Consider the following 12,059-nt stretch of genomic DNA (forward strand, 5'->3'; position numbering starts at 1 on the left):
TTTTCAATGGATTGGGGATTTAACTTGCGTTGGCAAGCATTGGTTCTGGTAGTGGTTTCCCCCGTACTTGAAAATCTTCAATCAATAGCTCTAAAACTTCTTCTGCATTTTTGAGAGCATCTGCATAAGTATCACCATGAGTGTGAGCGTAGGGACCAAACTCAGGTAGGCTAACAATATACTTTTTATCTTCTGTTGACCACTGAATAACAATACTATATTGCGGCTTCATTCTTCTTCTCCTTTATTTTCTGGCTTATCATCTAATTGCTTCAGATTTTCTAAATCTTCCAGAGCCTTTTTAACATCTTTCTCTTGATATCGGTCTGCGTCGGCTCCATCTTTACCAGATAAAGTAAGGCTATAAGATAGTTCTGGGTGGCTCCAAACTGTGTGACTACCTTTACCTGACCTATAGGTAAACCCAGATTTCAGAAGTGTGGCTTTTAATTCCCTGATTTTTTTCGGCAATGTAGTCAAGTTTTGAGAGGACTATTCATATTTTGCCATAATTGCCATAACTTGTTTTGAGTAATTTTTCACTTTCTTGTAGATATGTCTTATTGACAAAAGCGATCGCCCACCCAAGAAAACCCAAATAAGTGCGATCGCCAGGTTTTAGATCCCCGACTTCTTTGAGTAATTTGCTTATCAGTTTGAATTCCTGGCTCTTATGTCGGGGATCTGGTTGTTCCTCGCAGGCAAATAGCAAAAGCCGTCCTTATAGGACGGGTCTTTATACCCAATTTTTCGGTAAGGAATTTACATTTGTGACTGGCATAAAATGGCATAATCTGCCATAATTGTTTCATAGTTGAGGTAATGATGGCTATGAAAAGTATGAATATATCTCTACCTGAGTCTATGCGAACTTATGTAGAAGAACAGGTTGCAAGCGGAGGTTATGGAAGTGCAAGCGAGTATTTTCGTGAGTTGGTGCGACTAGATAAAAAGCGTAAAGCTACCGAGCGTGTGGAAGCTATGCTATTAGAAGGTTTGAATTCAGGAAATGCGACATCGATGACTGATGAAGACTGGGAAGATGTTCGTCAAGCTGTACGGGAGAAGTTACCGAAAAGAAAAGGTGTGAGTTAATAAGCATCATGGGTGAGGTAAGAAAAAGACCGCAAGTTATCCAGGATTTAATTGAGCTAGCCACATATATCGGTGAAGATAATCTAGAAGTTTCCGACCGTTTTCTATTTGCGGCTGAAGAAACTTTTAAACAACTGGGGAAAATGCCCCGAATAGGAAAATTATGTCAATTTTCTCATCCAGATCTATCTGGTGTCCGACAACAGTCGATAAAAGGATTTAGAAAATATCTTATTTTTTATCGTGAGATTGATTCGGTTGTTGAAGTTTTACGAGTCATTCATAGTGCAAGGGATATAGAAGAAGTGTTTTTAGAGGATAATTTTAGCGATGAAACATAAATCAAAAAGTTCTTTCCCCTCTCCCCCTCTAAATAAATAATGAAGTCTAATTTCCCCAACCGTCGCTTTTTCTCCTGGTTCGCATTTGGTTTACTAATTGTGTTGCTTGGATTTATTCCGGTGCGGATTGCTGTGACTTTTCGCTCGTTTCCTACTCCCCAGGCAATTTTTGTGTTGGGGGGTAATTTTGAGCGGACAAAGTTTGCTGGGAAGTTTTGGCAATCTCGGAGGGATTTGGATATTTGGGTCTCTGATTTTCCGCAGTATTTAGATCAACATCGGCAGATTTTAAACAAGTTTGGTGTTTTACCGCAGCAGTTGCATTTGGATGGTACAGCGACAGATACGGTGACGAATTTTACGAGTTTGGTTGATGATTTTACTGATGATAATTTACAGCATATTTATTTGATTACTTCGGATTATCATATGAGGAGGTCGAGGGTTATTGCAACGGTTGTTTTGGGTAGTCGGGGGGTTGTGGTAACGCCGGTTTCGCTGGCTTCGGGGAGGGATGAGGATGAGTCTTTGGTGAAGGTGGTGAGGGATTTTGGGCGTAGTCTGTTGTGGGTTGTGAGTGGGAAGACGGGTGCTGGTTTGAATCCGCGTTTGGATTGATTGGTTTTCCTTTCTTTTTGAGAATGTAATTAACAAGTTAAGATATTTTATATTGATATATACTTGAAAGGTAAAAACTTGATGAGTCAGCAGTTGGAAGCAGTTTTAAAGCAAGCTCTTGAGTTGTCACCACAGGAACAGTTGGAGTTAATTCGATACTTAAGTACCCAAGCATCTGTGCAGTTGGATATTGGGGCAAAGCCAAAGCGTAATATAATTGATTTCTATGCAGTTGCGCCTAATTTATTGTCGGGGGTGGATGCTCAAGTGTGGGTTTCACAATTTCGGGATGAATGGGATGAGCGTGAAGCCAACTTAAGACAACAGTTATGAAAATCAGTCACCAAGTAAATTTTTAAGGTTTGAAGCCCCCGGATTTATCCGTGGATTTATACTCTGTAGAAGCACCATTATTTATTTATGGGAAATTAATTACGAATTACGAATTACGAATTACGAATTATACTCACGCATTCCTTGGGGTAAACAAAGTTTTTTTGGACACTGCTCCGATTATTTATTATGTTGAGGGAACACCAGTATTTGGAGAGGTTGTTCGGGAAGTATTTAATTTGGTTAGTCAAGGTAGTTTTCAGGCTGTGAGTTCACCTGTTAGGTTGGCAGAATGTTTAGTAATGCCAATTCGGTTAGGAAAACCTCAAATTCAACAAGATTTTATTGAGTTATTGACAAATACTGATGGAATTTCATTTATCCCGATTACAGCTTCTGTGAGTCAGAAAGCGGCAGAAATAAGGGTCAGTTATGGTTTAAAGTTACCTGATGCATTGCAGATAGCAGCAGCTTTGGTTGCTGGTTGTGATGCGTTTTTAACCAATGATAGAGGATTGCAGCGAGTAAGTGAGTTACAAATTTTGGTGTTAGGTGCTTTACAGATTTGAATATTTTAGATTAAATGAAACCTAATTTCCCCAACCGTCGCTTTCTTTTCTGGCTAGGATTAAGTTTAATAATTGTGTTACTTGGGTTTATTCCCGTGAGGATAAATATTGCTTTTCATCAAACTCCAACTCCCCAGGCTATTTTCGTGTTGGGGGGTAATTTTGAGCGGACAAAATTTGCTGGTAAGTTTTGGCAGTCTAGGAGGGATTTGGATATTTGGGTTTCTGATTATCGTTGGAATTTAGATGTTAATCGTCGTATTTTTCATAAAGCTGGGATACCGGATGAGCGGCTACATTTTGATTTTGAAGCAACTGATACGGTAACTAATTTTACGACTTTGGTTGATAATTTTGTTGATGATAATTTACAGCATATTTATTTGATTACTTCGGATTACCATATGAGGAGAGCAAGGGTTATTGCAACGGTTGTTCTGGGTAGTCGGGGGGTTGTGGTTTCTCCGGTGGTGGTGGCTTCGGGAAGGGATGAGGATGAGTCTTTGGTTAGGGTGGTGAGGGATTTTGGGCGTAGTTTGTTGTGGGTTGTGAGTGGGAGGACGGGAGCGAGTTTTAATCCTCGGTTGAGAAAGTCTCACTTATTACTCAGTAAATAATTTTATTTAGCAAGTTGTATGATTTGAAATTAACTCTGATAGGCAGCATCCTAAATGTTTAAATTTGTGATGCGGGTATCTTGCCCGCCATATATATCAAGGGAGCAAGATGCTTCCACTACAATATGTTTTTAAATTGGGATGCTCTTCTCTAATATAAATCAAATAGAGATACGATTTGTCATAAGCTGTTACACATTTAATTTGTATAATGCTAGCGAGCAAGATGCTTGTCCTTACAGACACGCTGCGCGAACGCACTACAAGAATTCGATATTTTCCTTTTATACAATCTAGCTACACATCAGATGATCTCTAAAAAATGATGTATTTATGATTTAGTAGAATTTCGTATTACAGAGTAAAACTTGGTTCTAGCATATACTCTGGCTTTTTAATACCAAAGTACTTGAGTATTGCCGGTGCATACTCAAGATAATCAACGGTTTGGGTTTGAGAGGAACTGGTATTACTATTAAAAATAATTAAACTACCTTCGGGACAATGACATCCAGAGTGATGATCTTCAATTTTGAACTTGACAAAGCCTATTTCTGAATAGGTAAAAGTCTCACCTTTTATTGAATAATACTTAGCATTCGGATTTAAAGTGACGGTTAACGTAATTGCATTTGCGTTTAAATCAGCTTTTAGAGAAATATTCTCTAAATTTTCGATGGATGACTGAATTTCACTAAAACATTTTTCAGCTTCTATAGAATTTGACAACTCAAGAGAATACTGAGGAACCATTCCAGCTTCTACTTTATATTGAAACTGGCTAAATGTAAGTTTATCAACTAACTTTTTGACATTATCTAATCTAAAATCGTGAGTTCTTAGTTTCTGTATTCCCTCTGGTAACTTTTGATTTGCATTTTGTCCCATGCTGCTTACAAGAACTAAGATACGATTATTTTTTTTAGATAATTGTACTAACTGTTTTAAATAGTAATCTAATAAATCTAAAGCCTCTATTATTTCATTAGAATATTTATTTATCCAATCATTATCATAAAGTTTATAATCCCAATCACTGTCGAATAATCCATACCAATAGCGGTGCATATTTGCTGCTACATGATTGGTGAATAAAATTGCTAAGTCAGGTTCGTATTTTTGTAACTGTTTCAAAAATATATCTGCTAGAAGAGGAAACTGTAAATTTCTTAACCGTTCTTTAGCAACTCTTTTAGACAATATTTTAGAAACAAGGTTCATGCTATCAAATATTGTTTTTTTGCTTATTCCGTATCTCGGTAAATTTAATACTGTAGTAAATGCTTCTTTGAGAGGAGCTTTTAACGTACTTACTCTAGAGTTTTGAGATGTAGCCTTTAGATTAAAAGCTTGAAAATCCTTATAATAAGAAGGTTTCGTATATGAATCAATAGCAAAGCAATCTGGAATTACAAATTTATAATTATCGCTATCTGCATAAGATTTTGCGGGAGAGGAATGAAGTGTATTTACAAGACCAATATTTAATCCATTATCTGCCAATATTCTCCAATACAGTGGAAAATCTTTTGGTTTAGGGTCGTTATACCAGTGGATTTTATGCAAATCATAACGAGAGCCTGTATTGAATGAAGCCCATGTTTGAGAAGGATATAGAACAGATTCCTCAACATCTTGAGCCAGTGTTTCTAAGACAAGAGAGTGATCTAGTAAATTTGATATTGTTGAATTCGGTTTAATTAATTGATAGTGTTTGAATACTCTTAAGGGAATTTCGTTAGTTTCGATAACAGTAATCTTTTGAATCATGATTTTGACCTCTATGAAAATAGTTTTATCTGTACTTAATAGTTAAATATGCTTTCTTTTAATATTCATAGATATCATATTTATATAAAAAATCTTGTTTAGCTTGAGACAAAACTACTAAGTTTATTGTGGGTTGTGAGTGGGAGGACGGGAGCGGGTTTGAATCCGCGTTTGGATTGATTTACCAACCATTGACTCTTAAAACTTTGTGCCTAAATAACTGATAACCATAGCCAGAAAAATGAGCAAGAGGCATAGTTAGTAAAGTAATTCCACAGAAAAACCAGCGACTTAGAAATGATGGGATTTCCTCTTCACTACCTCTCCAAATTTCTTCTTTAAAATTATTACGATACTTCCAATTTACTCGAAGACTTTCTATAAAAAATAGAGCTACACCAACTGGAATAAGTTCTATTATTGGTAGTCCCCATTGAGAGAAGAATAAATCTATCAATACCATTAAAATCGCGCCAGAAATAACTATAAATGGTAGTTTACCCCTAAGTTGCGATTTATTGCTGTGCTTGATTGTTGTTAGATAGCGTCCTCTACCGTATTTGAAATATTGTATCCATAGAGATTTCCAGGTTTTTCTGGGATAATACCAGACGCGGATTTTGGAACTGATATAAATAGCTTTTTCGCTTTTACTTAGTAGTTTTTGGTTTAATTCCGCATCTTGGTTGGTAATTTGTGTAGTATCAAAGCCACCGACATCAAGTAAAGCTTGTTTCCAGAAACATCCTATATAGACTGTATCAGCATAGCCATCATATTCGGGGTCACGATATTTAGCTCCTCCACTTCCTAGAATACTTTTGGAAGCTAAAGCTACTCCTAATTGAAAGGGGGTTTTAGCAACAAAGCGTTGTGCGCCTCCGACGTTGAGAGCTTGTGATTCGAGTAGTGCTTCTACGCATTTTTCGATGTAGTCTGGTGCGTAGTCTGAGTGAGCGTCGGCTCTGAGGAAAATATCTCCTTTTGCCTCCTTAAGCATAATATTGAGAGCAAAAGATTGTATTTTGAGAGGATTTTGCAAAAGTTTAACTCTTGCATCGAATTCAGATAGTTTTTTAACTATATTTCGAGTGTCATCGATACTTTCACCATCACAAACTAATACTTCAATTAAGTTAACATAGGTCGTTGATAAAAATCCTGTTACAACTTTCTCTATATCAGCAGATTCATTATAAGTAGGTATAGCTACAGTTACTGTTGGTAGCAAGTCAAGTTTCTTTTCTGTAAACATCATAATTTATGATTGCCTTTAAATGAAAATACAAAAAGTCTAATGGTGAATCCAACTATAAAATAGTAAAAGAAAGATAATCTATACTGTTCTGTAACATTACTACCAAAGGAAGCTATAAATAAGCTAAAAAGCCAAACTAAATTAGTGAAAATTAATTCTTTATGTTGTAAATGAGTTCTTCCAATTAATTTTAATAAAAGGTATATAGAGATTACTAAAGGAATTAAAAAAATCACAATAAACCCCAATAACCCATATCTAAATAAAAAGTAAGAATAGCTAGATTCAAGCCCCGGCATTGTTGCCTTAGAAACACCATTACCAAAGAATAAATTAATCGGATTACTTTTCAAAAAATCGATAGTAACATTAAACTGTTCAACTCTGTTGTCAACAGAACCTACACTCTCTCCTTGTAAAGCTCTTTCAAATCCCTGAAATATATATGTAAATGGTGAGTCACCTGATAAATATGTAATATAACCATATACTAATAGTGCTATTGTAATTGAAATAGGTAGTAAATAATAAATTACTTTCTTTTAACTCGTTTACCATCATTAGCCTGATAAGTTGTAGTTTTTAGCCAAACAAAATTTACCCCATGATGAATCTCTTTATTCAATTTTTCAGATGTATTGCTGTCTTGCTGGCGTGTTAAATAATCGAAGCTAGAAGCTATGATAGTAACTTGATGACCAAGCTTTACAAGAACTTTTGCTAAGTCACCATGACGGGTAATTCCTGGTGAACCGCTTGGTAGAGCATATTGATTTAGAATCAAAATATTCATTACTTTATATCGAATAATTTTTCAATAATCTTTTGTGCTGCATTTCCTTTCCCATATAAAGGTTTTGAGTAATCATGTATGGAAGTTCTCAAATTTACTTCTGCTTGCCATATAATATTTTTATCTGCACCCACTAGAGTATTGAAACCATGTTCAATTAATTCTACCCATTCAGTTTCATCGCGAAGAGTAATGCAAGGTTTATGAAAGAAATAAGCTTCTTTTTGCAGACCACCACTATCTGTAAAAACTCCCTTGCAATTCGATAAGAGAGTTATCATGTCAAAATAGCCTACTGGCTCTAGAATTTGAATATTTTGTATTTCTTTCTGTCCTAGAAATTTACGAGTGCGGGGATGCAAAGGTAAAACTACAGGTGTTTTATGCGAAATTGTATCCAATGCTTCGATAATATTGCTCAGACGAACTGGATTATCTGTATTTTCTGCTCTATGAACGGTGGATAAATAAAAGTTATTGCCTAGTTTATCAATCAGAGAAGTAATAGCTTCTGTTGGTTCAGCAATTGTTTGGTAAAATAATGCTGCATCATACATAACGTCTCCAACATTGCTTACTTTTATCTGCTTACGTTCAGATATATTTTCTCTCTCTAAATTTTTAACCGCAGTCTCCGTTGGACAAAATAACCAATGTGAAATCTGGTCTGTTAGAATTCTGTTGATTTCTTCTGGCATTTTCATGTTGAAAGAACGTAAGCCAGCTTCTACATGAGCTACGGGGATATGTAATTTTGCTGCTGCAAGAGCGCCAGCTAGGGTAGAATTAGTATCTCCATATACTAGAAGTGCGTCAGGCTTTTCTTGGAGTATTACCTCTTCTATTTTTTCTAACATTTTTCCGGTCATTGCACCATGAGAGCCACCACCAATACCAAGGTTGTACTGAGGATGAGGAATTTGCATTTGAGCAAAAAACACCTCTGACATGTTGTGGTCGTAATGTTGACCAGTATGAACTATTATTTCTTGAATAGCTTGATTTGGATTCTTTAAGTTATGCTTTTTAAGCCCACGAGATACTGCTGCTGCTTTAATAAATTGAGGTCTAGCCCCAACAATAGTAATAATTTTCATGATTGTATATATATATAATTCAAGCAAATGATTTAATTAATGCTTCCAACTAAAAGGAAAACGGATACATTCTAAGAATATAAGACCTGTTCATAAACTTTTTCCATTCGAGTTACATTTTCATTCCATTCGTAATTTTCTAATACATATTGTCTTCCAGCAGTTCCCATCTTTTTTCGTAAAATAGGCTCTTTAATCAATCGGATAATTGCATCTGCTGTAGCTTGAATATTTTCCCTCTCAACTACAATTCCTGTAATTTCATTTTGAACTACTTCTGGTAAGCCCCCCACATTAGAAACAATCACAGGTAAAGCACAAGCTGATGCCTCAATTACAGCAACACCAAAGCTTTCGCTATCAAGTCGGCTAACAGCAACATATATATCTAGATGATTAATATATTTAGGTACTTCTATATGACTAACTCTACCAGTGAATTCTGTAAATTCTGCAATTCCTAATTCTTTTACTAATAGTTCTAGCTTTATTTGGTCTTGACCTCCCCCTACAATTAATAAACGTAGTTTATTCGCAATTTCAGGAAAGGTATTTTTTAACTCTTTATGTACTTGGGCAAAGGCTTTTATAAGAATATCAATTCCATATTTAGGAGCAAGAGTTTTAATGGTACCAATAGTTATATAATTCGAGTTTTTATACTCATAATTTGAAATAAATTTGTCTACATCAATACCAAAAGGAGTAATACTAAGGTTTTTTAATTCAGGACAAATATTTCGCGTTTGTTTTGCCATTGCTTCGCTGGTAGAGCAAACCCAATCCGCAGCTAATAGATTATTTTTGACGATATTTTTATGAACTGGTGAGTTGTTAGGAAAGTCATAGACATCGCTACCCCATACAGAAAGTATTAAGGAATGAAAACCACTCAAACGTCCAAGGGTTCCGTATCCGCTAGCATAATGAACGTGGAGTAGTTGTGGTGAAATATTCTTCAGAATTCTTTTTAAGCTGAATGTATTGAGAAAATAACCTGGTAAATATCTAAAAGGTAACTGATGAACAATGACATTATTATGGATTATATCTATTGCTTGATTTTGGGTAATTAAATGTACATTATGTCCTCGTTCTGCGAGAGCGTTAACCCATCTTAGAGTATGGATTGAGTTTGCTGGTGCTAGAAAGGCTATTTTCATAAATCACCTCTTTTAGTCAAAACTTTAGCAACGGTTTCAGCACGAGCAGACCATGTATGTTGATGGCGAATCTGTTTAATTCTTTTTTTAGTCGCCATAAGCTCATCTTGATTATTTTGTAGATAAGATATTAATTGACTAAATTCATCAGCGTTAGACACTATCCAACCCACATTATTTTCCTCAACAAAGCGAGCAACAGCAGTACCTGCACTAGTAATTATTGGTAAACCATAACCCAAAGCTTCAAAAAGTTTTACTGGCATGGCAAATTCTAAGTAAGGGTCAGGTTGCCTTACAATAACAAACAAGTCTGCTGTTGTATAGAATGAATCTAGTTCTTGACCTGATACATGGGCAATATTAACATTATTCAAACCAATATTTTCGTAGAAATTTATTATCTTTCCCCACTCATTTTGCCGACATATTAATGTCAAAGATGTAGCGTTTGTTTTGTTTATACCTTCTAATAACGGCTGTAAATTATAGAAGGGTGGTAAGACACCTCCAACATAAAGCAATTTTAGTTTAATGTCAGGCTGATTCTTTTCTGCCAAATCTGGCATTGACTTGATTACACAACCTGGTGGTAGACTATGGGATTTTTTTTGTAAAGATAAATTAGAAATATACTTTGACATTCCTAAAGACGGTAAAAAAATAACATCTAAAAGACGTGCATATTGCCAAATATCGTACATATATAAAGGAATAGCCATAGTTCTTTTATATAATGATACTTGTTTTTTATAATCTTCAAACATCCAGTAAATATCACGATAAAAAAGACCTATATTAATCTGATGGTTTTTTAAAAATTTAAATAACCCGAAATCTAAAAACGGATAAGTTGGAAAATGGTGTTTTTCTGTGAGTAGAGTTGGCATTGTTGAACTTTCAGAGTATGCAAACTCATATTTAACTCCCTGCTTAATTTTATCTTTAATAAGTTTGATACTCTTTTTTCTTTCTAGACCATAGCCCATAACTGTATCTACTTCATATCCTAGCTCAATAAAAGCATTGAGCATATTCATGGGTCTTATCTGGCTACCAGATGGTTTTTCTGCGTCTATATAATTTGGTATATGAAAAATTATTTTTTGGTTCATGAGTAATTTCGGATTCCTGATGCTTTGATTTATAGTCAATTGTGTATTACAACTAAATACTAATCTAGAAATAAATATATTAGGCTTTTTGAAGAATAGCTAATTTTATAGTTCTGCTAAGACCTATAGAAATAACCATAAACTGCAATAGCCCAATGGCTAGATTATTTTGTATTAATGTTACTTCAAAACTTTGATGAATCAAAATACCAATCATAAATGAAGCAGATAAACGAACAATCTTATCTCGATAACCAATTCTATAAACACACCAGATTCTGAACATTAGCAATGCAAAAGCTATTAAGCCTAAAAAACCAACTTGAATTAATATTTGTAAGTAAAGATTGTGAGACGATAAAGTGATACCAATTAGGTCTGATGGAGTTGTTCCCGAACCATAACCATACAATGGTTGCTCTGAAATTCTATCAATCAATATACTCCAAATAATTTGACGACCAGATAACAATCCCTTACCTGTGTATTCTTTTGATAATTGTGCATAATAATTAAGCTCATACAAAGAAGGAAGTATTTTGGCATAAAAATATGTAAAGGAACCAAGGAATAATACAAATAATAAAAATAACAAGTTATATATTCTTTTATTTACGACCCAAAATGACCAAAAAACATACACAAGGATTGAAAAGATTGATGAGATGAATAATGACCTTGCTCCTGAAATAAATATAATGAAATTGGCCAAAAATATAAAAAGCATATATTTATATTTATTTTTTGGAGAATGTACAAGTTTTGCAAACAAAAAAAATTGCAAGTTCCAGATAAATGCAGCCAGAGTATTTGGGTTTCCAAAGTAAGCCTGGAACCCATTAAAGCGTCTATTTAAAAACAACCACCATAAGAATATAAAAGCAATAAATATAGATGTAATTAAAGTAAAATTATTTAATTGATTATCCTGCCATGTCTTTAAAGATACACCAAATGTAAATAAGCTAACAAGCAATACTTGTATTACAACGTACAAATTTTTAGAATTTATACTTGTGCCTAATGTCATTATTATATAAACCGAAATTAAAATAATAAATGATATGAATACTGTAAATAAAATGCGAGGTATTTGCTGTTTTTTAAGCAGAAAATAAATTGTTTCATATGACACTAATAATAATAATATCAATAGTGCAATTAAACCGATAAGTTTTAAATATTGATTACTAATAACAGTATTTAGACTCGCAAGATGCAAAAGTAAGGCAAACCAAAAATTTTTAAGCATTGTGATAAAATTTATAAACTAACAGAATATAAATACCT

The 12,059-nt window shown here is 34.4% G+C and carries 16 protein-coding genes; 6 read left to right on the forward strand and 10 right to left on the reverse strand.

All coding sequences use genetic code 11. From position 1 onward, the window contains the following. Positions 1 to 19: 19 nt before the first annotated feature. The 3 genes from VB797_RS31050 to VB797_RS31060 are packed head-to-tail and all read right to left on the reverse strand — an operon-like array spanning position 20 to position 712. On the reverse strand, positions 20 to 232 hold the full coding sequence (locus tag VB797_RS31050) for a type II toxin-antitoxin system HicB family antitoxin (RefSeq protein WP_323241637.1): 213 nt from the start codon (positions 230 to 232) through the stop codon (positions 20 to 22). Next, positions 229 to 471 carry a type II toxin-antitoxin system HicA family toxin gene (locus VB797_RS31055; RefSeq protein ID WP_323241638.1) on the reverse strand — a complete coding sequence of 81 codons (243 nt, stop codon included), beginning with the start codon at positions 469 to 471 and terminating at the stop codon, positions 229 to 231. Before VB797_RS31055 ends, VB797_RS31050 begins: the two co-directional genes overlap by 4 nt. Positions 472 to 496: 25 nt before the next feature. Then, positions 497 to 712 (reverse strand): hypothetical protein, encoded by a 216-nt coding sequence (locus VB797_RS31060; protein WP_323241639.1) that lies wholly within the window; start codon positions 710 to 712, stop codon positions 497 to 499. 119 nt (positions 713 to 831) lie between these two features. Between VB797_RS31060 and VB797_RS31065 the strand changes: the two genes are divergently transcribed. The 6 genes from VB797_RS31065 to VB797_RS31090 all read left to right on the forward strand — a co-directional run bounded on the left by VB797_RS31065 (position 832) and on the right by VB797_RS31090 (position 3,573). Next, positions 832 to 1,095 (forward strand): type II toxin-antitoxin system ParD family antitoxin, encoded by a 264-nt coding sequence (locus VB797_RS31065; protein WP_323241640.1) that lies wholly within the window; start codon positions 832 to 834, stop codon positions 1,093 to 1,095. Positions 1,096 to 1,103: 8 nt separating this feature from the next. Then, complete coding sequence (locus VB797_RS31070) at positions 1,104 to 1,436, forward strand: type II toxin-antitoxin system RelE/ParE family toxin (protein ID WP_323241641.1); 333 nt, start codon at positions 1,104 to 1,106, stop codon at positions 1,434 to 1,436. Positions 1,437 to 1,475: 39 nt separating this feature from the next. Beyond that, complete coding sequence (locus VB797_RS31075; RefSeq protein WP_323241642.1) at positions 1,476 to 2,054, forward strand: YdcF family protein; 579 nt, start codon at positions 1,476 to 1,478, stop codon at positions 2,052 to 2,054. Positions 2,055 to 2,135: 81 nt separating this feature from the next. Then, entirely contained in the window at positions 2,136 to 2,387 is a 252-nt protein-coding gene (locus tag VB797_RS31080; RefSeq protein WP_323241643.1) for a hypothetical protein, read from the forward strand. 50 nt (positions 2,388 to 2,437) lie between these two features. Then, on the forward strand, positions 2,438 to 2,956 hold the full coding sequence (locus VB797_RS31085; RefSeq protein WP_323241644.1) for a type II toxin-antitoxin system VapC family toxin: 519 nt from the start codon (positions 2,438 to 2,440) through the stop codon (positions 2,954 to 2,956). A gap of 14 nt (positions 2,957 to 2,970) precedes the next feature. Beyond that, a complete protein-coding gene (locus tag VB797_RS31090; RefSeq protein WP_323241645.1) occupies positions 2,971 to 3,573 on the forward strand; it encodes a YdcF family protein in 603 nt (200 codons plus the stop codon). Between the two features lie 354 nt (positions 3,574 to 3,927). On the opposite strand, the gene VB797_RS31095 is transcribed toward VB797_RS31090, so the two are convergent. The 7 genes from VB797_RS31095 to VB797_RS31125 form a co-directional block, all read right to left on the reverse strand. Next, a complete protein-coding gene (locus VB797_RS31095) occupies positions 3,928 to 5,343 on the reverse strand; it encodes a hypothetical protein (protein WP_323241646.1) in 1,416 nt (471 codons plus the stop codon). A gap of 181 nt (positions 5,344 to 5,524) precedes the next feature. Further along, positions 5,525 to 6,601, reverse strand: a complete 1,077-nt coding sequence (locus VB797_RS31100; RefSeq protein WP_323241647.1) for a glycosyltransferase family 2 protein — start codon at positions 6,599 to 6,601, stop codon at positions 5,525 to 5,527. 532 nt (positions 6,602 to 7,133) lie between these two features. Then, positions 7,134 to 7,394 (reverse strand): hypothetical protein, encoded by a 261-nt coding sequence (locus VB797_RS31105; RefSeq protein ID WP_323241648.1) that lies wholly within the window; start codon positions 7,392 to 7,394, stop codon positions 7,134 to 7,136. Beyond that, positions 7,394 to 8,491, reverse strand: a complete 1,098-nt coding sequence (gene wecB, locus VB797_RS31110) for a non-hydrolyzing UDP-N-acetylglucosamine 2-epimerase (RefSeq protein WP_323241649.1) — start codon at positions 8,489 to 8,491, stop codon at positions 7,394 to 7,396. Before wecB ends, VB797_RS31105 begins: the two co-directional genes overlap by 1 nt. 71 nt (positions 8,492 to 8,562) lie before the next feature. Then, positions 8,563 to 9,654: a glycosyltransferase gene (locus VB797_RS31115; RefSeq protein WP_323241650.1), complete on the reverse strand. Its 1,092-nt coding sequence runs from the start codon at positions 9,652 to 9,654 to the stop codon at positions 8,563 to 8,565. After that, entirely contained in the window at positions 9,651 to 10,769 is a 1,119-nt protein-coding gene (locus VB797_RS31120; protein ID WP_323241651.1) for a glycosyltransferase, read from the reverse strand. The genes VB797_RS31115 and VB797_RS31120 overlap by 4 nt, the downstream gene beginning before the upstream one ends. A gap of 79 nt (positions 10,770 to 10,848) precedes the next feature. Further along, on the reverse strand, positions 10,849 to 12,021 hold the full coding sequence (locus VB797_RS31125; RefSeq protein ID WP_323241652.1) for an O-antigen ligase family protein: 1,173 nt from the start codon (positions 12,019 to 12,021) through the stop codon (positions 10,849 to 10,851). Positions 12,022 to 12,059: the final 38 nt, after the last annotated feature.

This window comes from Rivularia sp. UHCC 0363, assembly GCF_034931125.1.
Lineage (GTDB): Bacteria > Cyanobacteriota > Cyanobacteriia > Cyanobacteriales > Nostocaceae > Rivularia.

Coding starts and splice junctions, on each gene's coding strand:
- VB797_RS31050 (WP_323241637.1), bottom strand. CDS start 232: ATGAAGCCGCAATATAGTATTGTTATTCAGTGGTCAACAGAAGATAAA.
- VB797_RS31065 (WP_323241640.1), top strand. CDS start 832: ATGAAAAGTATGAATATATCTCTACCTGAGTCTATGCGAACTTATGTA.
- VB797_RS31070 (WP_323241641.1), top strand. CDS start 1,104: ATGGGTGAGGTAAGAAAAAGACCGCAAGTTATCCAGGATTTAATTGAG.
- VB797_RS31075 (WP_323241642.1), top strand. CDS start 1,476: ATGAAGTCTAATTTCCCCAACCGTCGCTTTTTCTCCTGGTTCGCATTT.
- VB797_RS31080 (WP_323241643.1), top strand. CDS start 2,136: ATGAGTCAGCAGTTGGAAGCAGTTTTAAAGCAAGCTCTTGAGTTGTCA.
- VB797_RS31090 (WP_323241645.1), top strand. CDS start 2,971: ATGAAACCTAATTTCCCCAACCGTCGCTTTCTTTTCTGGCTAGGATTA.
- VB797_RS31095 (WP_323241646.1), bottom strand. CDS start 5,343: ATGATTCAAAAGATTACTGTTATCGAAACTAACGAAATTCCCTTAAGA.
- VB797_RS31100 (WP_323241647.1), bottom strand. CDS start 6,601: ATGATGTTTACAGAAAAGAAACTTGACTTGCTACCAACAGTAACTGTA.
- VB797_RS31105 (WP_323241648.1), bottom strand. CDS start 7,394: ATGAATATTTTGATTCTAAATCAATATGCTCTACCAAGCGGTTCACCA.
- wecB (WP_323241649.1), bottom strand. CDS start 8,491: ATGAAAATTATTACTATTGTTGGGGCTAGACCTCAATTTATTAAAGCA.
- VB797_RS31115 (WP_323241650.1), bottom strand. CDS start 9,654: ATGAAAATAGCCTTTCTAGCACCAGCAAACTCAATCCATACTCTAAGA.
- VB797_RS31120 (WP_323241651.1), bottom strand. CDS start 10,769: ATGAACCAAAAAATAATTTTTCATATACCAAATTATATAGACGCAGAA.
- VB797_RS31125 (WP_323241652.1), bottom strand. CDS start 12,021: ATGCTTAAAAATTTTTGGTTTGCCTTACTTTTGCATCTTGCGAGTCTA.